This is a genomic window from Pseudomonas arvensis, assembly GCF_056688935.1.
The window spans coordinates 4,432,349-4,453,745 of sequence record NZ_CP162038.1; the positions used below are offsets into that span (position 1 = coordinate 4,432,349).

Consider the following 21,397-nt stretch of genomic DNA (forward strand, 5'->3'; position numbering starts at 1 on the left):
GGAGACTCGCCGTCATGGCTTTGGATTTATTCGTCGTACTCATCTACGCCGCCGGCATGCTCGTGCTCGGCTATTACGGCATGCGCCGCGCCAAGACCCACGAAGACTACCTGGTGGCCGGTCGCAACCTGGGCCCGACGCTGTACATGGGCACCATGGCCGCTACGGTATTGGGCGGTGCGTCCACCGTCGGCACCGTGCGGCTGGGCTACGTGCATGGCATCTCCGGCTTCTGGCTGTGTGCCGCGCTGGGCATGGGGATCATTGCGCTGAACCTGTTCCTGGCCAAGCCGCTGCTCAAGTTGAAGATCTTCACCGTCACCCAGGTCCTGGAAAAACGCTACAACCCCATGGCCCGCCAGGCCAGCGCGGTGATCATGTTGGCCTACGCGCTGATGATTGGCGTGACTTCGATCCTGGCCATCGGCACCGTGCTGCAAGTGCTGTTCGGCCTGCCTTTCTGGATTTCGGTGCTGCTGGGCGGTGGCGTGGTGGTGGTGTATTCGACCATCGGCGGCATGTGGTCGCTGACCCTTACCGATATCGTGCAATTCGTGATCAAGACCGTCGGCCTGATGTTTATCCTGCTGCCGATCTGCCTGTACCGCGTCGGCGGCTGGGATGAACTGGTGGCCAAGTTGCCGGCATCCAGTTTCAGCTTCACCGCGATTGGCTGGGACACCATCATCACCTACTTCATGATCTACTTCTTCGGCATCCTGATCGGCCAGGACATCTGGCAGCGGGTGTTCACCGCCCGCGACGAAAAGGTCGCCAAGTACGCGGGCACCTTCGCCGGTTTCTACTGCATCCTCTATGGCCTGGCCTGTGCGCTGATCGGCATGGCGGCCCATGTGTTGATTCCGGACCTGGACAACGTCAACAACGCATTTGCCGCCATCGTTAAAATGTCGCTGCCGGACGGGATTCGTGGCCTGGTGATTGCCGCAGCACTGGCGGCGATGATGTCCACCGCCAGCGCTGGCTTGCTGGCTGCCTCCACCGTACTGACCGAAGACCTGCTGCCGCGTTTGCGTGGCGGAAAACAGTCGAGCCTCAACATCAACCGCCTGTTCACGATGCTGACCGGTATCGCAGTGCTGGGTATCGCACTGGTGGTGAGCGATGTGATCAGCGCGCTGACCCTGGCCTACAACCTGTTGGTCGGCGGCATGTTGATCCCGTTGATCGGGGCGATCTTCTGGAAGCGCGCCACCACGGCGGGGGCAATTACCTCCATGACATTGGGTTTCGTGACGGCGTTGGTGTTCATGTTCAAGGATGGGCTGGATGCGAACACGCCGATTTACTACAGCCTGGCGGTTGGGTTGGTGAGTTTTGTGCTGGTGAGCTTGCTGTCGCGTCGGCCGGAGGCGGTGGCGACTCGGGTGGCTTGACGTCCAACAGCATTGAAACGGTTTCTTCAGCGGGCGCGACGTCGGATGTTGCGCCCGTTTTTTTTATCGCTCAACGGACAGGTTTTGGTTTGCCTGAATGATTTCCTGGACCAGGGAGGCCCAGACCAATCCTTGGGTTGTGCCCGCGGCATAGGTACCACCGGCGGCGATTTGATGGTGGGCGGCCCAATAAACAATCGATAGTCCATCTGAGGTCCCAGGCCTGGCACATTCGACTATGCGCAAATCGCCATTTTCGATTGCGCTGCGGTAAGACATTGGAAAGTGCAGAGAAACAGCGGCCAGACACGCTGCCAGGATTTGCTCCTTGTACTCCGGCGTAGAATCAGGCGGAACCTGACCACCGGAGACAAGAATACAGTCACCGTCCAAGCGGCAGTTCATGACGCCAATTGGCAGATCGTATTGCAGCTTGAGACCACGCATTTCGGCACCTTCATTACCCACAGCGCGCAGCTTGAAAAACCAGCCGATGATCGGAATAACTTCTGGCTCCTCTATGCCCATAGCAGTGATGACGAAGTGTTCTCTGCTCAGCTCAGCAATCTCGACTGAACTCAGATGCTGAATATGGAACTGAACCCCCGAGCGCTGCAGCAGCGCCTCTATTTCATCCATTAGATGGATAAATTCGACATCGTAGCCTGATACCTCAATTGCTCGACTTATTCTTGGGACGCCATAACGCGCCAGAAACTGTTGCTGACTGATTTCTGCGAATTCACCCTTAGTTTTGCCACTAGGCCACGGCCTGTTTTCGATGTCGCGTTGCTCACATATCGCAGCAGCTACGTCACTCGCGTCTTCCCTGTAACAGCGTACAACCCGCGCTCGCGCGAATTGCGCCAGCGACGGGTTGTCAGCCAGGAGTTTTTCAAACAACTCAATGCCGGCGCGGTTGCATTCAACTGCAAGACATTGATTTCCGGAAAGTAGATAGTCGTTATGTAGCGGCTTTGCAGTCGTCTCCGTCGCTGACAGATGGCGCATGTTCACACGCTTATGACTGGCACCATCACTCTCCCGACTTCCCCCATAGACGGTGACCTGATAATTCGCCAAACGACAAATCACAGCCTGGAGCAGACCGTTAATCCCTCTGCCGATAATCGATACATGCGGCGCATCGGTATCTGCATGCAGGGAAGGAATCGCCAATGAGTGTGCAAGTTTACGCCTGACAAGGCCGCGCAAGGCCATCAAACTCAGTTGAACAGAAACAGCATAATCAAGGTCGCAATGGCAGTCTTCGCCGGTTGCCGCCTGCACAGTCAGCGTCGCTGGTCTGCGCCAAGTGGTGACACTACAACCGAGCGCATGGGTACGCATCCGAAACGCATCCAATGTCGTAGGCCCGTAATCCAAGACCAATTGGATGTCTTCAGCCATTGACAGGGCCTGTAAAGCATCGTCGCTGAACACGTCCGGTTTGGCGACGCATATCAGACGGGCATCTCTACGCATACAACGAATGAGGGCTTGGTCGATACGATGGGTGGACTCATCATTCAGGGATAAACAGATGGCGACAGCACTGGCACCCTGCAGCGCCTCGAACCAGTCCGTCACAAATGACACTCGACCATCGGTAGACGCTATTCCGGTAGGATCCGGCGCGCGGCCGCGTGGACTCAACACTTTAATCCGAACATCCGGGTCTCGATCAAGTAACCGCTTGACCAACTCTTTGCCCACATTGCCGTATCCCAGCACACTGATGTCATGGGGGACGGAACCATTGGCCAGTGTCAGCCAGTACAGAATATAAGCTGCAACATGCGGTGCGTTGACCCCGGGCGTATTGACCACTCGGATACCGTTGGATTCGCATAGATCTATCCGTATCTTATCCAGGCTTGTACCTCTTCGGATCAAACAGAGGTCTCCAAATGGGTGGGATACACGCCATTGCTCGATAACATCTCCATCAATGGATTGGTCGCCGACTATGAGGGTTGACGGACGCAGTAATGCGATCTGTATGAGCAGAGCTTGCTTGGTTAATGATGGGGGAATAAAAACAACATTGCTGGGTGCGGTTGCCTTCCAGGCTCTCGATACAGGTGCGATATGCAAAACATGTTCAGCAATGGCGATAAGTGAGGCGGCAACTGGCGGGATGGGCGAGCGCATCATAACTTTGTCTCCAGCGATTTTTAATTAACTCATACATCTGCCCTCTTTAGGAAATTACAGAAACGTAAACGATACATATCTATTCCTAATAAAATTCAACCTACGCTTAGATTAAAAATAAAATAAGCCAGATAATTCTGACATCACGGTAGTCCGATTCCGATAGCTAATACAAAGACTGATACGCAAGAGGCGATGAGAAGAGAATACAAACGGATATGTCAGCGGGCACGACGCTGGATATCGCAGCCGCTTTTTCGTTTGATGCAAAGCAAATGTGGGAGCGGGCTTGCTCGCGAATGCGGTTTATCAGTCAACTTAACCATCAACTGACACACCGTATTCGCGAGCAAGCCCGCTCCCACATTTAAACCCGCTGCGGTCGGAGATCGGGCCTTACCTACGACGTGGACGCCGCTGCTCATCATCCGTACGAATCGGCACCGGCTGCAGCGGAGGCTCGATCAAGCCCAGTGCAACACCCAGATCATGGAGCCAGTTTTGAATTTTCTCTTTCATGGTTTGCCCCCTTTGAGGGTAATGCTGGTAGGCGCATGTTCTGTCGCCCTTTCCTACATTGATAGTAGCCCTAAGTCCTACGTATTGCTTGAACGAAACCACAATGAACTATTACCAAATCCATCCAAATGCTGACGAACCGGTCAAGCAATGGCGCGACTGTCTTTCATGACCTCGGGCTGACCGAGCTGCTGCAGATCAATCCACGCATTGAGGTTAGCGCCGAGCATACCCTTTCGCCACATCAGCCAGGTGGTCGCAGTGGCAAATTGCCCGGTCAGCGGATGAACGGACACGCTGTCCTTGCCCGGCAGGCTGTCGAGCATGGATTGGGACATCAACGCCACCCCGGAACCGGCGATCACGCATGCGAGCATGCCTTGATAGGATTCGATCTCAATCGCCCGTCCCATGGCCACGCGCCCGTGGGAAAACCAGTTTTCGAGGCGTGTGCGATAGGCACAACTGCGTCGGAACGTGAACACCGAGCGGCCGGCAACATCCTGCGGACCACGCACGGGTGGGTGCTCGGCTTCGCAGATCAGCACCAGTTTTTCCTCGCATAACTGCACGCCGTCCAGTGTGGCGATGCTCAGCGGGCCGTCTACAAACGCGGCGTCCAGGCGTCCCGTGATCAGACCTTCCAGCAGTTCACCGCTGGGTGCGGACTGCACCTGCAGATTCACCATCGGATAAGCCTTGTGATAACGCGCCAGCAGCTTGGGCAGATGGACCGCGCCGGTGCTGTACATGCTGCCGAGCACAAAATCACCGGCCGGCTGGCCGCCTTGCACCGCGCCGTGGGCTTCGTCGTGCAGTGCCAGCAGGCGAGTGCTGTAGTCCAGCAATATCTTGCCTGCCGGAGACAGCTGCAAGCGCTGGCGTTCACGCACGAACAGCTCTACGCCGAGTTGCTCTTCCATTTGCTTGAGACGGGTCGACAGGTTCGACGGCACGCGGTGCAGGCGCTCTGCCGCACGGGTGATGGAGCCCTCTTGCGCCACGGCCTGGAAAATCCGCAATTGACTGAACTCCATACCTTTCTCCAAAACTGAACAAGTTACTCACTATTATTCAATTTTACAGAAAGTCAATCCACCTTAGGCTGACGGTCATTCGTTTCTCAGCAGGACACCTGACCATGTCACCCCTCATTCGCTTACTCGCCAGCTCCATCGCCCTGATGATGGCCATGGGCATTGGCCGCTTCGCCCTCACCCCGCAAATGCCCCATATGCTCAGCGAAGGGCAGGTCGACCTGACCGACGCCGGTCTGATCGCCGCCGCCAATTACCTGGGCTATTTCGTGGGCGCCGTAGACTCGATTTTCGCCCGCGGCCATCGTCATGTGCGCGGTCGTCTGTACGGCGGGCTGTGGCTGTGTGTGTTGCTGACCTTTGCATCGTATTGGGCCCACGCATTCTGGCCGCACCTGCTGTTGCGCTTTGGCACGGGTGTGGCGAGTGCCTGGGCCTTGGTGATGATCACCAGTTTGAGCCAGCCACTGGCACTCGCCGCCGGACGGCCGCGTCTGGGCGCCCTGGTATTTGCCGGGCCGGGCCTGGGGATTCTGTTGACCGGGTTATTGGCGCTCGGCTCAAACCTGCTGGGACAAGACTCCGCCACCTTATGGTTGGTCTATGGCGCGGTGGCACTGGTGATGTTGCTCGCGATCCTGCCGTTTTTGCCGCAGCCCTGCGCCAGCGCCCCTGTCGCCAGCCATAACGACGCGGGCAGTAACGGCAGCATCACGCACCTGTGTTGGATTTATGTCCTGTTCGGACTGGGTTACATCATTCCAGCAACCTTCCTGTCGCAGATGGCCAGCGCCCAATTCAAAGGCGCCTGGCAAGCCGATCTGTTCTGGCCGTGCTTCGGCCTGCTCGCAGCGGTTGGAGTGGGGGTGGCGACCTTACGTCGCAAAGACCCGGACACGACCCGCCGCTGGCTGATGACCACCCTCTGGCTGCAAGCGGCCGGGGTGTTCGCCTGCTTGCTGGGTAATGGTTGGGGGTTGGCGCTGGGGGTTCTGTTGTGCGGCGGACCATTCCTGGCCTGCATGCAGCTCGTAATGGCGCGCATGCGGGAGGTGGCACCCGACGGCTATCAGCGCAGTACCGGGCTGCTGACCGCCAGCTTTGCCATCGGCCAATTGAGCGGGCCCTTGCTGGCGTCGGTGAGCAGCCACCTCAGCGGTGGGCTGCGACCGGCATTGGTCATTGCCGGCACAGGCCTGTTCCTGGCGGGAGGAATATTAGTCAGCCGGCAACCAGCGGCGCTTGCGTGCGCACCTGCTCGCGCCGTGCCAGCACCAGGAAAAACAGCCCTCCCAGGAAGCAGCCGGTAAACCAGGCGAAGTTGGCCATGCCCTGCAACGCCGGGGTGAAGGTGATCGCGACGCCCACCAGTGTCGCGGGCACCAGGGCCTTGACCGCTGTCCAGTTCACGCCACCGTCAAAGTAATAGCGGCCATTTGGGCTGTCATCGAACAGCGCATCCACGTCGATCTTCTGTTTTTTGATCAGGTAGAAATCCACCAGCAGGATCCCGAACAGCGGCCCGATAAACGCCGCGAGGATATCCAGGGTGTAGTGGATCATCAGCGGGTTGTTGAACAGGTTCCAAGGGGTGATAAAGATCGAGGCGACCGCCGCGATCATGCCACCGGCGCGCCAGCTGATTTTGCTCGGTGCGACGTTGGCGAAGTCAAACGCCGGGGACACGAAGTTGGCGACGATATTGATACCGATGGTCGCGGTCACAAAGGCAAACGCACCCAGCAGCACGGCCATGTTGTTGTCGATACGCGACACCGTGGCAATCGGATCGTGGAGCATCTCGCCAAACACCGGCAACGTGCCAGAGACGATCACTACGGTCACCAGGGAGAACGCCAGGAAATTTACTGGCAGGCCCCAGAAGTTTCCGCGTCGCACATCCTGCATGCTGCGGCAGTAGCGGCTGAAATCGCCGAAATTCAGGGTTGGTCCCGAAAAGTACGACACCACGAGCGCAGTGGCCACGATCACTTGGCCGAACGCTTGCCAGCCCGACAGGGATTTTTCCGCCAGGGTAAAGCTGATGTTCGACCAGCCCGCCTTCCAGACGATCCAACCGGCCAGGGCAAACATCACCGCATAGACCACCGGCCCCGCCCAATCGATAAAGCGGCGGATGGACTCCATGCCGGCCCAGAAAACTGCCGCTTGCAGCACCCATAAGCTGAGGAAACCAAACCAGCCCAGGTAGGACAGCCCGGCGAAATGCGGCTCTGCATACACCGCCATCTGTGGGAAGAATCGTAAAACCACAATGATCAGCGCGCTGGACGCCAGGTAGGTCTGAATCCCATACCAGGCCACGGCGATAAGACCGCGAATCACTGCAGGAATATTCGCGCCAAAGACACCAAAGGCGAGCCGGCAGATCACTGGGTAAGGAACGGCGGCCTGTTGGCTCGGCTTGGCCACCAGATTGGCGATCAGTTGCACGATGCAAATACCGGCGAGCAAGGCGATCAACACCTGCCAACTGGCCAGCCCCAGAGCAAACAGACTGGCGGCGAATACATACCCGCCAACGCTGTGCACGTCACTCATCCAGAAGGCGAAGATGTTGTACCAGTTCCACTTCTGCGGCAGCGGGCCCAGATCCTGGTTATACAGGCGTGGGCTATAGCCTTTGGGCAATTGTTCGGTCATCGCTGGGCTCCTCGTCATACCGGCCTGCGCTTCCGTCGCAGGGGTGCATACGGAAGGCGGCAAGTTTTGTATACGAGACAGTCAGCAGAATACGTGCCAATGGCACACAATCCCTCTACAACGGCGTTTCAAAGGAGATGAAGGTACCTTCGTAGCGGGGACCACGCTCAGCAACGGTGCACATAAATTCTGTACACAATCATCGGTGCACCCGATGTGCACACAGGTGCCCAACCGTGCAGCACACCGCCGTCAAAAAGCTACCCCAGGCCATGTCCATCAGCGCCAATCCAGCAGACCAGCCTTGCAGCGTGGCCCAGTTGCTCAGGTCGTAAGTGCCATAGGCCACAAGCCCCAGCAAGGCCCCCATACGCGCCGCGCGCTGCCAACTGATGCTGGGCAAGACCACGAACACCACACAACCGAGGACATACAGGAGATAGAACAGCACTGCGGGCAATAGGCGGGGCTGATCAAGCATCAGCGGACCCAGCAGGGATTTGTAGGTGGGACCCATAAGGACACCGAGCCACAGGCCGTCGAGCACCAGGAAAGCAAGCAAGGTGCCGAGGTAAGCGAACACAGACTTCTTGGACATTGACGCAACCTCTGTAGGAGCCCATTGCTCCTACAGAAGAGCAAAACCTACTCAGCTAAGTTCAATACGATCCGCATGGATCACAATCTGACCTTGCTTGTAGAGCGCACCAATAGCCTTCTTGAAGTTGCCCTTGCTCACGCCAAACAAATTGCTGATTACGGTCGGGTCGCTTTTATCGCTGACCGGCAATGTGCCGTTGTTTTCGCGCAACTTGGCGAGAATCTTCGAGTTGAGGCTGGAGGCCGCTTCCTGGCCAACCGGTTGCAGGCTCAGGCTGATGTTGCCATCGGCGCGGATCTCTTTGATGAAGCCTTTTTCTTCCTTGCCCGGGCGCAGGAACTTGAACACCTCGTTCTTGTGAATCAGGCCCCAGTGCTTGTTGTTGATGATCGCCTTGAAGCCCATGTCAGTGGCTTCGGCCACCAGCAGGTCGACTTCCTGGCCTACGACGTAGTTGGCCGGGGTCTTGTCCAGGTAGCGATCAAGACGTGCGGTGGCGGTGATGCGCTTGGTGTGCTTGTCGAGGTAGACGTGCACCACGCAATATTCACCGGCAGTCATCTGGCGTTTTTCTTCCGAGTACGGCAACAACAGGTCTTTTGGCAAACCCCAATCGAGGAATACACCAATGCTGTTGACTTCCACCACTTTCAAACTGGCGAATTCGCCGACTTGAACTTTGGGTTTCTCGGTAGTGGCGATAAGTTTGTCATCGCTGTCCAGGTAAATGAAAACGTTAAGCCAGTCTTCATCTTCACTGGGAATATCTTTGGGGATATACCGATTAGGCAAGAGGATTTCGCCATCTTGCGCACCATCCAGGTACAAACCGAAGTTAGTGTGTTTTACCACTTGTAAGCTGTTGTAGCGCCCGACTAGAGCCATTTCCAATACCCTCATTGCGTGGGCGGCATTCTACCCGAGTTGCGTGCGCCACGCGCGCGCGCCTGAAAAATCACAGGCGGTTGAGGCTTCCAAAGGGCATCGCTCCGCTCGTCCGATCATTTGGCTGGATTTTACTCCTGCGCCAGCGCTGCTTCGCCCCAGGGTTTGCAGCCAAAACAGCAAGTTACGGGCTAATTTCAACGATGAACTTCGTTTATTTCCAGCTGCAGCACTTATTCCCAGGGGATATTTGCCAAGCAATTGTCAAGTATTTCCTGTACGATGCCTGGCCAAGTTAATTTTCTACAGGTTAGTGGCCGCCATGCGCGTAAAAGCATCCAACAGCAAAGCAAAGCCAGCTCCCGCCGTTGAAACCAGCGAATCGATCAACAGCCAAATCGCTGCGTTCCTCAAATCCGGTGGTGAAATCCAGCAAATTGCCAAGGGCGTGAGCGGCCAGACTTTCGGCCCGTCCAAGCAGATCAGCCTGGGTAAAAAGTAATACCGCGCAGCACACCTGGTCCCTAAGCGTCTTGCCTTCAAGGCGCTAGGACTAGAGCCCGAAGCACCCTCCCCTAACATTCAATAGTGCGCTAATCGACGAACGGGCCTCATCGCCTGACATTCGCCGGTATCCTTGCACACGTCTAGCGCGGGCATCTGCCCGATGTTCTCCATTACTGCTCCTCGCTTTTCATGGAGTGAAGCATGCTCAAGTCCTGCATTTTTCTGGTCAGCACATTAGTGGCTTGCCCTCTTGCCGAAGCGCAGATCTTCCAGCGCGAATTGGGCGACTTCGACCTGAAATTGGGCACTACCCCCAGCCGCAGCATGGCCCAGGGCCTGGTCAAGCCGACCTCACCGGGCAGCGATTCTTTCCACGGCGGCCTGGACCTCAGCCACGACAGTGGCCTGTACTTCGGCCAATTCTCGCCCAACATGGGCCTGTCCTCGGCAAGCACCCTCGAAGTCGATTCCTACATGGGCTTTAAACACCCCTTCGACCAGACGCTCGGCTATGAAGTCGGCTTGATCCACTACAGCTACCCCAAGCTCAGCCCCCTCGACAGCCAGGAGTTCTATGGCGGCCTGAACCTGTTGGGCAATCGCTTCGGCGCCTCTTTCAGCAACGACCCGGACCGCCAGGACAGCACAATTTTTGCCGATCTCGGCGGCACCCAGCCCTTCGGCATCGGCGTGAGCATGAAGTACACCACTCATCAGTTGGGCACGCCGGCTTCGGTAGACGGCGGCACCATCAGCAGTTTCAGCGACTGGTCGGTGCAATTCTCCCGTGCCTGGAAGGGCATCGACCTGGACCTGATCTACAGCGACTCCAGCCTCAGCGGCGGCGATTGCTCGGCGTACTCCGGACACAATTCGCAATGCGACGGGCTGTTGACCTTGAAGGCCGTGCGGTCGTTTTATTGATGGGCTGAACTGTCGCGCCCGACGCGGGTTCACATGCATTGACTCTCTCTGCCCAAGGACACGCCCATGCTGCATCGGCTCAAACTGCTGGTGGTACTCCTCACCCTGAGCCTGGCACTCGCCGGCTGCAATCGCGTGGGGCTGGCCTATCGCAACCTGGACGTGATCATCCCCTGGACCCTCAATGACTACCTGGACATGAACGCCGGGCAGAAAAGCTGGTTCAACGACAAACTCAAGGAGCACCTGGCCTGGCACTGCACCACACAGTTGCCCGGTTACCTGGATTGGCTCGATCGCCTGCAACAGATGGTCGACGACAACCAGGTCACCGACGCGGCGCTTAAGATGCGTACCGCCGAAGCCGAACAAGCCATTGCTGAAATCGCACGTGAGATCACTCCCTCGGCCATTGAACTACTCCAGGGATTGGATGAACAACAGGTCAAGGAAATGAACGACGCCCTGGCCAAGGACCTGCGCAAACGCCAGGACGATTACCTGAAGCCGCCGCTGGCTCAGCAAATCAAGGACCGCGCCGAGCGCATGAATAAGCGCCTGGACACCTGGATGGGCCCGCTGAGCACCAGTCAGCAGCATCGTGTCACAGCCTGGTCAATCGCCCTGGGCGAGCAGAATCAGGAATGGATCGACAACCGCGCCCATTGGCAGGCGCAATTTATCGACGCCGTGCAGCAACGCCACAACACCGACTTCCCGAAGAAAATGCAGCAATTGCTGGTGGACCGCGAAAGCCTGTGGACCCCGCAATATCGTGCGGCTTACGCCCAGACCGAAGCCGCGGCGCGCAGCCTGATTGTCGACGTGATGGCGGAAAGTACGCCGCAGCAACGCTTGAAACTCACGCAGAAAATCGACGGCGTACGCAGCGACTTCAAGGCACTCAAATGCCTCAAGGCCGCTGCGAACTAATGTAGGAGGGGGCTTGCCTGTTCAGGCGATCTGCGCCTTGGAGGCCACTTCAGCGAAGGTCGCAGGATCAAGCGCATCGTCCTGCTCATCCAGTACCTGGCGTGGATGATCGTTGCCGGGAATGGAGCTGTCGATCAGCGCCAGCAGTTGGGCACCCAGCGGCGTGAGAATGAAATTCTCGCCATTGCCGCCCTCTTCCTCGGGGCGCGATTCAATAAAGCCGCGTTTGAACAGCAGCGCTTCATAATCTGCCGCAGTCTTTTTCAACGCATCCAGATTGCCAGTGTCCTGGCCCGCCGTGGCCTTCTCGGCCGCTTCCTGTTCGGCGTATTTACGCGGGGCAAAGCTGCCTTCGCCATTCTGCACTTCGTGCAGCAAACGCTCGATCAAATCCCAGTTGTAAGTCGTCATCCTGATTCCTCCTGCGGGCATGCAAAAGTGTCCCGTCAAAAGGTGTGACTCGTACCGTCATCCGCCGTTCACCCCATCGGACGGGCGTCATTTCTCTGAACTTTCCAGACGTTCGCCCCCTCAACCGTACATCATTGCCAAGGAGGTCCGAACCATGAATACCCTGAGAAATCTGGCCATCGCCGCCACCCTGCTGACCGCCCTGCCCGCCTGGGCCTGCACGCCCGACGAGGCCACGGCCAAACGGGAGCAGTTAGCCACGCAAGTGGCCAAGCTCACCGAGCAGAACCCCAGCAAAGCCAAAGAGATGAACGAAGAGCTGCAGAAGATGGACCTGGACACCGAGAGCGCCGAATTCCCTGACAAGTGCCAGTTGATCGACGCCCGTCTTGAAGAGCTGAGAGAAGCTGCCGCAAAAGCGAAAAATTGAAGGCATAAAAAAACCGGACGACGTCCGGTTTTTTCACATCAGCCCCGGCTTATTCGGCGGCCGGTGCTTCTGGTTTGCGGCGCTTGAGCGGGGCCATGCCGTCTTTGCTGACGAGCGACAGGTTGTCGGTCTTCGGACGGTTGGCGATCTTGCGCTTGGTCGGCGACTTGGCGCCGGTTTTCTTCTTGTCGCCCTTGGCGTCGGTCTTTTTCTTCTTCACGCCAACGGCCTTGCCGGACGCTTTGACCTTCTTCGGCCCGGTGTAGGTGCCTTTGACTTCCTTGATGGTGCGGCGCTCAAACGACTGCTTGAGGTAACGTTCGATGCTCGACATCAGGTTCCAGTCGCCATGGCAGATCAGCGAGATGGCCAGCCCATCGTTGCCGGCACGCCCGGTACGGCCGATACGGTGTACGTACTCGTCGCCGCTGCGTGGCATGTCGAAGTTGATCACCATGTCCAGGCCATCGACGTCCAGGCCGCGGGCAGCTACATCGGTAGCAACCAGGATTTTCACGCCGCCGGCCTTGAGGCGGTCGATGGCCAGCTTGCGGTCCTTCTGGTCTTTCTCACCGTGCAGGACAAATGCTTTGTAGTCCTGGGCCACCAAGCGACCGTAGATGCGGTCAGCCGCAGCACGGGTGTTGGTGAACACGATGGCCTTCTGATAGGTCTCGTTGGCCAGCAGCCAGTTCAGGATCTGCTCTTTGTGCACATTGTGGTCAGCCATGACGATCTGCTGGCGCGTAGTCGCGTTCAGGTCGCTGACGTTGTTGACCTGCAGGTGCTCCGGGTTGTTCAGCACCTTGGCGACCATCTCACGAAGGGTCGAACCCCCGGTGGTGGCGGAGAACAGCATGGTCTGCTGACGGTTGACGCATTCGGCGACCAGACGCTGCACATCGTCGGCAAAGCCCATGTCGAGCATGCGGTCGGCTTCGTCGAGCACCAGCACTTCGACTTCCTTGAGGTCGAGGTTGCCGGCGTTGAGTTGCTCGATCATGCGGCCCGGGGTGCCGATCAGGATGTCCGGCACCTTGCGCAGCATGGCGGCCTGGACCTTGAAGTCTTCACCACCCGTGATGATGCCGGACTTGATGAAGGTGAACTGCGAGAAACGCTCCACTTCCTTCAAGGTCTGCTGCGCCAGCTCACGGGTTGGCAGCAGGATCAGGGTCTTGATACTCACACGGACTTTGGCCGGGCCGATCAGACGATTCAGAACCGGCAGGACGAAAGCGGCGGTCTTGCCGCTACCGGTTTGAGCCGTCACCCGCAGGTCACGCCCTTCGAGCGCGAGCGGGATGGCCGCTGCTTGCACAGGCGTAGGCTCGACAAATTTAAGCTCGGCCACGGCTTTGAGCAGGCGTTCGTGCAGGGCGAATTGGGAAAACACGGGTGCTACCTCGAAGAATTACAAAATATCAGCTGCATAGGGTAACGGTTTCGGGCGCCCAAACCGAGTTTCTTTACGCGAACGGCGCTAATCAGCTGCTTTTTTGTTAGGGCTTTTGTCCGTGACGCCAACTTTGTCGCACTTAGATGCTCTAATCGCCCCGTCTTGTCTTACAGAGGAATCGGTTTCACCCATGGATATCAAACAGCTCTGGCTCAACGTCCAAGACCTCTGGGGCGCCCTCGACGAACACCCGTTGCTGCATGCCAGCCTCGGTTTCCTGGTGTTGCTCGTGGTCGCCCTGCTGCTGGGACGGATAGCGCGATACCTCATCCTGCACGCCGTCAAATTGCTCGGCCGCCAACCGGCGCTGCACTGGCTCAATGACCTGCGGCACAACAAAGTCTTCCATCGCCTGGCGCAGATGACACCATCCCTGGTGATCCAGTTCGGCCTGTACCTGGTGCCGGCCCTGAGCAAAACCGCGATCCTGTTTATCGGCAACGTGGCACTGGCCATCTCCATCCTGTTCCTGGTCCTGGCCATGAGCGCCCTGCTCAACGCCCTGCTGGACATCTACGCCCGCACCGAACATGCGCGCACCCGCTCGATCAAGGGTTACGTGCAGTTGGCAAAGATGGTGCTGTTCGTGTTCGGCGCGATCATCATCGTCGCTACCTTGATCGACCGTTCGCCGCTGTTGCTGCTGTCGGGCCTGGGTGCGATGTCGGCGGTCATCCTGTTGGTGTACAAGGACACGTTGCTGTCGTTCGTCGCCAGTGTGCAACTCACCAGCAACGACATGTTGCGGGTTGGTGACTGGATCGAAATGCCCCAGGTCGGCGCCGACGGCGACGTGGTGGATATCACCCTGCACACGGTCAAGGTGCAAAACTACTCGTGAGTGAAAGACTAAATCAACGATTTGTGAGTTCTCGTTTCTAGACAGACATCCAAGGCATACTCCCAGAAAACCAATGCCGTGACATGCCCCCATCGTTCCCCCAGCACCACAAAGACCAGAACAAACGCATACTAGTACGCGACTCAAGGACTCTCACCCGCCTGCACACACAGCGCCCGACCTCGTAAACACAAATCAAGTCCTGATCGCAGCTAGGTGGAAAGGGAGTGGATTGGTATCGGCAAACAGGACTGTACGTGGGTGTGCGAATTCCTAGCCAGGAAAGACAATTGCGAGTCAAACCACCCCCAAGTGTCACTCCCTCCCCGTTTACAAATGCACTAGCTAGCAGGTAAGAAGCTCCAGTGATCACAGAATGTCGTATTGCTCCGCCCATGCGCGGAATACAGATGCAGGGAGACGAGGAATGAAGCGTTGCGTTCCCCTGACATCCGCTTCCGATACGACGGGAATCAAATGTGGCTGCCTAAGCCCGCAGGGAGTCGTCTGACGCGGGGATAAGTCCCATCCTGGTTCGGCTCCCGTCTTTTGATGGGATTCCCTGCGAGCCAGTCGCCACGCGCCCGCAACTCTGGCCAAGTCACAGCACTTTCAGCCCTCACCTTTCCCAAATTCGAGTTGGGAGAGAGGTCTCATTTTTTAAGTTTGGCACTCACTGCACCGGATCAAGCTGAATCAGATCCGACACCATCGGCTGTGGATGATCCTTATGGAAGAGATAATTCACCATGCCCGGACAACCCGAGACACCGGCCTATAAGTCGCCGCACCTATCCAGATCAACGTAGGAGCCAGTATGAACTGGTCCAGTAAGTAGAGAGTCGTGCATGTCGGAATTCTATGAGTCCCGGAATGTCGTTCTAGCGTGTCATTGCCAGGCGCCCCGCCTTCAAATAATCATGAAACGCACGATTTGTGCGGGACACCAACGCCATGTCGGGCGACATCGATGCGATCATACGGTCAGTCGGCTATCAGCTCACACTCGTTTATAGCCCCCCTCCCCTTCCCTCCCCATCAAGCCAGTCAGAGGCTATGGGGGAGAGCCATGGTCGAACACATTTAACGGTTTTAAAAATCAGAGAGTTAGGAGCGGAGGCAAAAATTCCCCCACGTATTTTAGCCTCATAAATAGCCGATATATAAATTAATAAAAACATAAATAACGTCAACTAAGCTGACAACTAAATCAAACTAAGAAAATCCTTGCCAACTCCGTTCTCCTGAGAATAGGATTGCCCTACTAGTGAGTTAAATCAAATTCCGCAGACACCAAACTTCTTTTATTCAAACGATCTTCGAGGCGTTATGTCTTCCACAATAGAACCCCCAGCAAATGGCGACTACAGAAAAGTACTTCTCAAAAACCTGGTTCTCTGGCGCAAATGCACGGCTGCGGAAAGTGAAAATGCTGCTGAATGGAGTAGCGACTATGGGGCGCAGTTCGCTTACAGCATTCCTTACCCTGTAATGCCGCTTCCTGCTCAATCTGATCTGATTCGATTTCACCTAATTCTTGCTCCAGACGGTAGCATCTGGAAAGAAGGAAGCCTCTACTTACTCGAATGCGCTCTTAATGGTGCTCAGCATCCAACAATCTCCGGGATAGCAGGCGACTTATGTAGCTTCGCGAATGCGCTGTCACATGCAGGCAAGAACATGTGGGACTTCGGCGGACCCAAAGCTACTAGGCCGACGTACTTCGTTAAGAGCGTATTTAAAAAAAGAATCATGGAAAACCCTAATTGCACGGGTACTGAGAATAGAAAAATAAATAGAATGGTAGATTTTTACAAGCATCATGTGGAACGAGGATTCAAGCCCGAGCAAGAGATGTGGAAAACGAGAAAAATACGAATCAAATTTGAAGACAAATATGGTTTTTCGCAACAGAAAGAAGTGGAAAGTACGGATTTAACTTTCAAGACAGTAAAAGAAAACTACAACTTGCCAAGTGGCAAGTACGTCGTGGATGGAGGGAAGCTTTACCCAATTGGCAATGCAAATCAGGAAGCGCTGATAGACGCGCTTGCGTCGTCTGGTCACCAAGAAATGCTGCTCGCACATATCGTCGCATTGACAGGGGGGCCTCGTATGCAGACTATTTTTACCATGAGGCATAGCTGCATTAAAAAAGACGCTGAAGATCGATTGATCCTTGCGGGGTTCGATGCAGGTGGTGACACGATGGTCGACACCAAGCATAACAAAAAGGAAAGGATAAACCTTCCGGAATGGGTACATTTTTTGATTGCGGATTACCTTGAATCAGATCGATATAAAATTCGAGCTGCTAAGTCCATCATTGGCACCACCGAAGATCAGTATATTTTCCTTACTGAAACAGGAAGGCCGTATTACGTTGGAAAGAAAGACCAAGCTATCTTCGGCAGCACTGAATCTGGATCAGCCATTAGAAAATTCCAAAAGGAAACGCTTGAAAAAATACTAAAAAAATCTGGTAATTTTTTTAAGTACCGATTTCACGATCTCAGAGCGACATTCGGCATGAACCTATTAGAAGGATTGAAGAAGAATAGCGTAAGCGAGCTTGCTGCCTTAGACACGCTCAGAAACCGGCTTAACCATGCTTCGGTTGAAACCACCAAACGGTACGCAAGTTTTAAGCCTACAAAAGAACAACGGGCGGCAGCTCAGTCGGAGTATGAGGATCATATTAGGTTAACCATAGATATCGAAAGGCTACGGCATGGTACTCCTAGAGCGCACGACACGTGAAATAGACATACGTGATTACGACCTAAGCTCCATCGCTCAGGCGATACGATCTATTCCTATTGAAGATCTAGCGATACGATTCACCGATGAGCGACGCTACGATGTGGGCTCTCTTTGCTACACAGCGCGATTTTATGCCATCAGAAAACAGTCACGTCCGGTAGAACCGAGTTCTATCGTAGATTATCGTCGTCCTAAAATTCAAGAGTGGATCATCGCTATTGCCTCTGAGTGCTACATAAATTTAAGTGAAATGTCATGTTACGTAAATACCGCGAATTTTGCGAAATTTGCGAATTGGTCAGATCAGAATGGACACAAGCACTTCCTCGCCACAGCGGAAAACTATCATGAAGCTTATGGCGAATACACAGCAATCTTGATGGACAAAATTGCAGCAGGCCAGATCATAGAGTACACGGCCAATAGAGACCAGGCTGGAGCTTATGACGCCGCCTTACTGTTCTTCTCAGAGGATAATTATGACTTTCGCCGCGACGTCCCCTTAATTTCCAACCCAAAACCTACAGGAAATCCGACACAACCACCATCAGCTGAGGCAGTGGGGGCCTATACCAGCGTTTGTGATTACCTATTCAATGGTATCACCGACTTTCTCCTTAGCTTCAAGAATTTCCCTGCTCGGCTAGAATTAGGTATTGACAAACCTTGGCTATTGCTTGGGGAACTACCATTTGCTACCAAATCTATATTGACCGAATCGGTGAAGCCGAAAGATTACCTTTATTGGGACTATGAAAAGGGCAGGTTGAGACCTGTTGAGGAAGCCTACACTTATTCAATTAACGCGATAAGTGGAGTCAAGCATGGTCATCAAGTGCAGGCCGAGTTGCTTCAGGCAGCGAATAAGGACCCTCGGCATGCAAGAAGAATGCGCTTGGCCAAGATCGGTCATGATGCGTTTCTTGGATTGTTTTTTGCCAACACCGGACTTAATGATGCTCCGGTCAGAAATATCCCTTGGGATTCTAACTACGAAATCACCTCAAGCAAAAGAGCAGGCTTCAAAACCATTAAATTTCGTGCTGACAATCGAGTCGTTGAGGTGGAAATCGAATCCATCTTCGTAAAAGACTTTCATAAGTTTGTCAAACTGCGCGAGTATATACTCGGCAACAGCGAGTCAAGGTTTTTATTTTTGGGGATGACCGTTTCCGACCCTGAAGAAATCATTAAGCTTCGGGCAAACGAACTTTTTAACTTTAATCAGCGGATGAAGCATTACTACGACAAAAACTTTACTGGCTTGGGCGTACAAGAACTTAGAGCTTACAAAGCGGCTTATTGGCAGAATACCGGGAAGTCGACTGAGCAAACCGCTCAAACGATCAGCAACACTCCAGGCGCAACAAGGAAGTACTATACCACTCCCGATGAATCAATGGCTGTGAGTGAAATAGCTGCGATGCTCAATCGTCTGATGCAATTACTTGATGATTACGCTGATGAAGACATACCTGCGGGTGCATGTGATAAACCGGGCGACCCCAAGGAAGAAATCAAAGTACCCCAAGGATATGAGCCAGATTGTAAAAAACTCGAAGGTTGCATTTATTGCTTGCATTTCAGGTTGCACTCGAATGAAGAAGACATCAGAAAACTACTAAGTATGCGCTTCGTTATTAAGCAACGAATTAAAAACTGCAAGAACGTGGAGCAGTTCTTGGCTATCCATCAACCAGCAATCGACCACATTGACTTGTTATTGGAGACTCTTAAGTCAACGCGTCCGGATTCCGCAGCGTTAATTGCCAAGGTGTTATTCGATATCACTGAAAATTTTGAGCTGACTGATTATTGGGAACGCCAATATTCGCGCTTGATTAATCTTGGGATAGCTTAATGAAAGCCACAACACCTAAAAAACGTTTTCAATTAAAATCCGCGCCTCAGCATCGCGTTCAGAAAAACCAGTACAACACTGATGCCTACCGAGGAATGTCGTTTGATCGGATAGGGCCAGATTTGGTCGTATCTCGCGACTCAGAGGGGCATATAGCTAGCTATTTTGTGCAAAAGAAATGGAGTTTTCCGGCTCATGTATATTCTTCGACTGATAATCCTGACTTTTACTTCGACGTATCTCTTTCAGAGCCTCATGCCGATCGGAATAACTTTTTTGTAAAAGCGGTGTTCGTCACGAAAATGTTTTCACCGCACACCAAGACAGGGGCGCCCGTGCGCCTTCCTGGCATGCACGCCACGCACAACTCACTTAATCTCATTGTGCGCCATGCCGAACACTGCAACATACCTGTCACAGATTTATTCAATTCATTAGACCTCATGAAATCGTATATTTCCAAATGCACCACTTCCGAAATAAAACACCTAAAAAGCATCGCCCGCACCATTTCTAATAACAATTTGGCCATGCACGGTATCACTATCCATTCTCACGTCCTTTCTCAACTTACTGAGATTGCACGCACAAATCGCAGTTCAAACGAATCCGATCAGACGCCAGTTATTCCGAGCCGCATATTAGCCAGGAAGTACACGCAGTACAAAACGTGCCTGAAAGAATACAAGCATCACAAGCTCAGACTCCACAAACTAATCGTAGCCTGCTCTAACAACAAGCAATATGGTCGATCCGGTCCTAAATATGGGCCAAGCCGAACACACCATCCTGATTTCGAACAAGCAGTAGCAGAACATGGGCTGAGCGAGCTGGCAAAAAAATACAAATGGCGTGATGTTCGTAGCTTGCCAAAACACCTCAGAAGAGTGCAGTGTAGTGCAAAAAATCTTATTCATTTGTTTACGCTTATGCGTGACCATGAAGCTCTTAACCTGAGACCTGACTCCATAGAAAAAGTGCCAGGATGGAACGGTGATGCGCTTTACGTGAAAACAGTAACAACTAAGATAACAGGTGAACCTGAACGGTTAAAATGGATAACGGTGAGCGCGATTGAAGAGCCATTTGAGGCACTAGAATCCATTCGCAGTTTTATCTGCCCTTATATTAGCAACAAAGATATGCAACAGTGGCTCATGGTGTCGCCCACATTCTTGCCCTGTTGCGGGATTGCTCCATCTGAAGATCGCGTTCAGCGATCCTTTGATAGGGACCTAATGCTTCCCGTCTACATTACTGAGCAAGACATAATGGAGTTAGAAAGCATCGACTCCACCCGAAATTGGCGCGCTGATAAGAAATTTCGCGTGGGTGAGCCATGGATTATCAATTCGCACCAATTCCGTCGTTCTATTGCAGTATACGCGGGGCAGTCGGGGTTGATCACCATTCAATCTTTGAAGCGACTTCTTCAGCACCTCACTGAAACAATGTCCGTTCATTATCAAAAAGGCTGTGCTGCGGAAAACTACATTATCGGGTTCGAACTTCCTAAATTGGCTAAGGAAATGATGGAAGCCAAAGCAGAAGCAGACAACGCACTCTATCTCCGCAACGTTCTTCTTACTAAGGAAGTGCTCGGTGGTTTTCACGGAAAGAAAGCCCAACAGCAAAATGTTGAGGCCGTATGGATCCATAAGCAAGATCAGTTTAATCGTCGAGTAAAACAGGGGCTCCAGTCATTTGAGCCAAATTGTTTTGGCGGGTGTGCTTGCTCCCATCCGTGCGACAAACGAGCGCATTCCGACATCACCTCATGCTCTGGCTGCGAATACTGCATCGTGATTCCTTCTACGATCAATGCCACGATTAGTGAACTGAAATACGATCTGGAGCAGTTGAAACCGGGAACCGTTGAATACAGGGCAGAAGAGCAAAACCTTAAAGACTTTGAGGTGATGCGTGACCGGCTCATCGCCGTGCGCTAGCGGTCAACGGGGAGGCCAGTAGTTCTTTAGCCACTGCCTCAAGTCAATTTTTACTGGTG

17 protein-coding genes and 1 pseudogene are annotated in these 21,397 nt (G+C 54.1%); 10 read left to right on the forward strand and 8 right to left on the reverse strand.

The window, feature by feature from the left end; all coding sequences use genetic code 11:
* The first annotated feature begins 14 nt into the window (after positions 1-14).
* Positions 15-1,397, forward strand: a complete 1,383-nt coding sequence (locus AB3G88_RS19935; RefSeq protein ID WP_112196400.1) for a sodium:solute symporter family protein — start codon at positions 15-17, stop codon at positions 1,395-1,397.
* 63 nt (positions 1,398-1,460) lie between these two features.
* Here the strand turns inward: AB3G88_RS19935 and AB3G88_RS19940 are convergent, their stop codons facing one another.
* The 3 genes from AB3G88_RS19940 to ptrR form a co-directional block, all read right to left on the reverse strand.
* Positions 1,461-3,554 (reverse strand): FAD-dependent oxidoreductase, encoded by a 2,094-nt coding sequence (locus AB3G88_RS19940; RefSeq protein ID WP_480451298.1) that lies wholly within the window; start codon positions 3,552-3,554, stop codon positions 1,461-1,463.
* Positions 3,555-3,950: 396 nt separating this feature from the next.
* Entirely contained in the window at positions 3,951-4,073 is a 123-nt protein-coding gene (locus tag AB3G88_RS19945; RefSeq protein ID WP_003193089.1) for a PA1414 family protein, read from the reverse strand.
* 143 nt (positions 4,074-4,216) lie between these two features.
* Complete coding sequence (ptrR, locus tag AB3G88_RS19950; RefSeq protein ID WP_099584058.1) at positions 4,217-5,110, reverse strand: putrescine utilization regulator PtrR; 894 nt, start codon at positions 5,108-5,110, stop codon at positions 4,217-4,219.
* A gap of 104 nt (positions 5,111-5,214) precedes the next feature.
* On the opposite strand from ptrR, the gene AB3G88_RS19955 reads away from it, so the two are divergent.
* Positions 5,215-6,420 (forward strand): MFS transporter, encoded by a 1,206-nt coding sequence (locus AB3G88_RS19955; RefSeq protein ID WP_480451301.1) that lies wholly within the window; start codon positions 5,215-5,217, stop codon positions 6,418-6,420.
* Here AB3G88_RS19955 and AB3G88_RS19960 read toward each other — a convergent pair.
* From AB3G88_RS19960 to AB3G88_RS19970, 3 genes are all read right to left on the reverse strand, one after another.
* Entirely contained in the window at positions 6,332-7,774 is a 1,443-nt protein-coding gene (locus AB3G88_RS19960; RefSeq protein ID WP_112196404.1) for an NCS1 family nucleobase:cation symporter-1, read from the reverse strand. The genes AB3G88_RS19955 and AB3G88_RS19960 overlap by 89 nt on opposite strands.
* A 199-nt stretch (positions 7,775-7,973) precedes the next feature.
* Positions 7,974-8,372, reverse strand: a complete 399-nt coding sequence (locus AB3G88_RS19965; protein ID WP_191959147.1) for a DUF2177 family protein — start codon at positions 8,370-8,372, stop codon at positions 7,974-7,976.
* A gap of 51 nt (positions 8,373-8,423) precedes the next feature.
* Complete coding sequence (locus AB3G88_RS19970; protein WP_099584054.1) at positions 8,424-9,260, reverse strand: CvfB family protein; 837 nt, start codon at positions 9,258-9,260, stop codon at positions 8,424-8,426.
* Between the two features lie 322 nt (positions 9,261-9,582).
* On the opposite strand from AB3G88_RS19970, the gene AB3G88_RS19975 reads away from it, so the two are divergent.
* From AB3G88_RS19975 to AB3G88_RS19985, 3 genes are all read left to right on the forward strand, one after another.
* On the forward strand, positions 9,583-9,762 hold the full coding sequence (locus AB3G88_RS19975) for a PFL_1563 family small protein (protein WP_003193095.1): 180 nt from the start codon (positions 9,583-9,585) through the stop codon (positions 9,760-9,762).
* A gap of 206 nt (positions 9,763-9,968) precedes the next feature.
* Positions 9,969-10,691 (forward strand): TorF family putative porin, encoded by a 723-nt coding sequence (locus tag AB3G88_RS19980; RefSeq protein ID WP_099584053.1) that lies wholly within the window; start codon positions 9,969-9,971, stop codon positions 10,689-10,691.
* 66 nt (positions 10,692-10,757) lie between these two features.
* A complete protein-coding gene (locus AB3G88_RS19985; RefSeq protein WP_480451304.1) occupies positions 10,758-11,624 on the forward strand; it encodes a DUF6279 family lipoprotein in 867 nt (288 codons plus the stop codon).
* 21 nt (positions 11,625-11,645) lie between these two features.
* Here the strand turns inward: AB3G88_RS19985 and AB3G88_RS19990 are convergent, their stop codons facing one another.
* Positions 11,646-12,035, reverse strand: a complete 390-nt coding sequence (locus AB3G88_RS19990; RefSeq protein ID WP_158876930.1) for a transcriptional regulator — start codon at positions 12,033-12,035, stop codon at positions 11,646-11,648.
* A 154-nt stretch (positions 12,036-12,189) separates the two neighbouring features.
* Here AB3G88_RS19990 and AB3G88_RS19995 point away from each other — a divergent pair, with 154 nt between their 5' ends.
* Positions 12,190-12,465 carry a hypothetical protein gene (locus AB3G88_RS19995; protein ID WP_158876932.1) on the forward strand — a complete coding sequence of 92 codons (276 nt, stop codon included), beginning with the start codon at positions 12,190-12,192 and terminating at the stop codon, positions 12,463-12,465.
* Positions 12,466-12,514: 49 nt separating this feature from the next.
* Here AB3G88_RS19995 and AB3G88_RS20000 read toward each other — a convergent pair whose 3' ends face one another.
* Positions 12,515-13,861: a DEAD/DEAH box helicase gene (locus tag AB3G88_RS20000; RefSeq protein ID WP_099584045.1), complete on the reverse strand. Its 1,347-nt coding sequence runs from the start codon at positions 13,859-13,861 to the stop codon at positions 12,515-12,517.
* A 193-nt stretch (positions 13,862-14,054) separates the two neighbouring features.
* On the opposite strand from AB3G88_RS20000, the pseudogene AB3G88_RS20005 reads away from it, so the two are divergent.
* The 4 genes and pseudogenes from AB3G88_RS20005 to AB3G88_RS20020 form a co-directional block, all read left to right on the forward strand.
* Positions 14,055-14,759 (forward strand): annotated as a pseudogene (locus AB3G88_RS20005) (mechanosensitive ion channel domain-containing protein); the annotation flags it as partial.
* 1,335 nt (positions 14,760-16,094) lie between these two features.
* Positions 16,095-17,525, forward strand: coding sequence for a site-specific integrase (locus tag AB3G88_RS20010; protein ID WP_480451307.1), 1,431 nt, complete (start codon positions 16,095-16,097; stop codon positions 17,523-17,525).
* Positions 17,497-19,389: a hypothetical protein gene (locus tag AB3G88_RS20015; protein ID WP_480451309.1), complete on the forward strand. Its 1,893-nt coding sequence runs from the start codon at positions 17,497-17,499 to the stop codon at positions 19,387-19,389. Before AB3G88_RS20010 ends, AB3G88_RS20015 begins: the two co-directional genes overlap by 29 nt.
* Entirely contained in the window at positions 19,389-21,338 is a 1,950-nt protein-coding gene (locus AB3G88_RS20020; protein ID WP_480451311.1) for a site-specific integrase, read from the forward strand. The genes AB3G88_RS20015 and AB3G88_RS20020 overlap by 1 nt, the downstream gene beginning before the upstream one ends.
* The last annotated feature ends 59 nt before the right edge of the window (positions 21,339-21,397 follow it).

What these genes read in the sequence shown, in the direction of transcription:
- AB3G88_RS19935 (WP_112196400.1), top strand. Translation starts at nt 15, where the DNA reads ATGGCTTTGGATTTATTCGTCGTACTCATCTACGCCGCCGGCATGCTC.
- AB3G88_RS19940 (WP_480451298.1), bottom strand. Translation starts at nt 3,554, where the DNA reads ATGATGCGCTCGCCCATCCCGCCAGTTGCCGCCTCACTTATCGCCATT.
- AB3G88_RS19945 (WP_003193089.1), bottom strand. Translation starts at nt 4,073, where the DNA reads ATGAAAGAGAAAATTCAAAACTGGCTCCATGATCTGGGTGTTGCACTG.
- ptrR (WP_099584058.1), bottom strand. Translation starts at nt 5,110, where the DNA reads ATGGAGTTCAGTCAATTGCGGATTTTCCAGGCCGTGGCGCAAGAGGGC.
- AB3G88_RS19955 (WP_480451301.1), top strand. Translation starts at nt 5,215, where the DNA reads ATGTCACCCCTCATTCGCTTACTCGCCAGCTCCATCGCCCTGATGATG.
- AB3G88_RS19960 (WP_112196404.1), bottom strand. Translation starts at nt 7,774, where the DNA reads ATGACCGAACAATTGCCCAAAGGCTATAGCCCACGCCTGTATAACCAG.
- AB3G88_RS19965 (WP_191959147.1), bottom strand. Translation starts at nt 8,372, where the DNA reads ATGTCCAAGAAGTCTGTGTTCGCTTACCTCGGCACCTTGCTTGCTTTC.
- AB3G88_RS19970 (WP_099584054.1), bottom strand. Translation starts at nt 9,260, where the DNA reads ATGGCTCTAGTCGGGCGCTACAACAGCTTACAAGTGGTAAAACACACT.
- AB3G88_RS19975 (WP_003193095.1), top strand. Translation starts at nt 9,583, where the DNA reads ATGCGCGTAAAAGCATCCAACAGCAAAGCAAAGCCAGCTCCCGCCGTT.
- AB3G88_RS19980 (WP_099584053.1), top strand. Translation starts at nt 9,969, where the DNA reads ATGCTCAAGTCCTGCATTTTTCTGGTCAGCACATTAGTGGCTTGCCCT.
- AB3G88_RS19985 (WP_480451304.1), top strand. Translation starts at nt 10,758, where the DNA reads ATGCTGCATCGGCTCAAACTGCTGGTGGTACTCCTCACCCTGAGCCTG.
- AB3G88_RS19990 (WP_158876930.1), bottom strand. Translation starts at nt 12,035, where the DNA reads ATGACGACTTACAACTGGGATTTGATCGAGCGTTTGCTGCACGAAGTG.
- AB3G88_RS19995 (WP_158876932.1), top strand. Translation starts at nt 12,190, where the DNA reads ATGAATACCCTGAGAAATCTGGCCATCGCCGCCACCCTGCTGACCGCC.
- AB3G88_RS20010 (WP_480451307.1), top strand. Translation starts at nt 16,095, where the DNA reads ATGTCTTCCACAATAGAACCCCCAGCAAATGGCGACTACAGAAAAGTA.
- AB3G88_RS20015 (WP_480451309.1), top strand. Translation starts at nt 17,497, where the DNA reads ATGGTACTCCTAGAGCGCACGACACGTGAAATAGACATACGTGATTAC.
- AB3G88_RS20020 (WP_480451311.1), top strand. Translation starts at nt 19,389, where the DNA reads ATGAAAGCCACAACACCTAAAAAACGTTTTCAATTAAAATCCGCGCCT.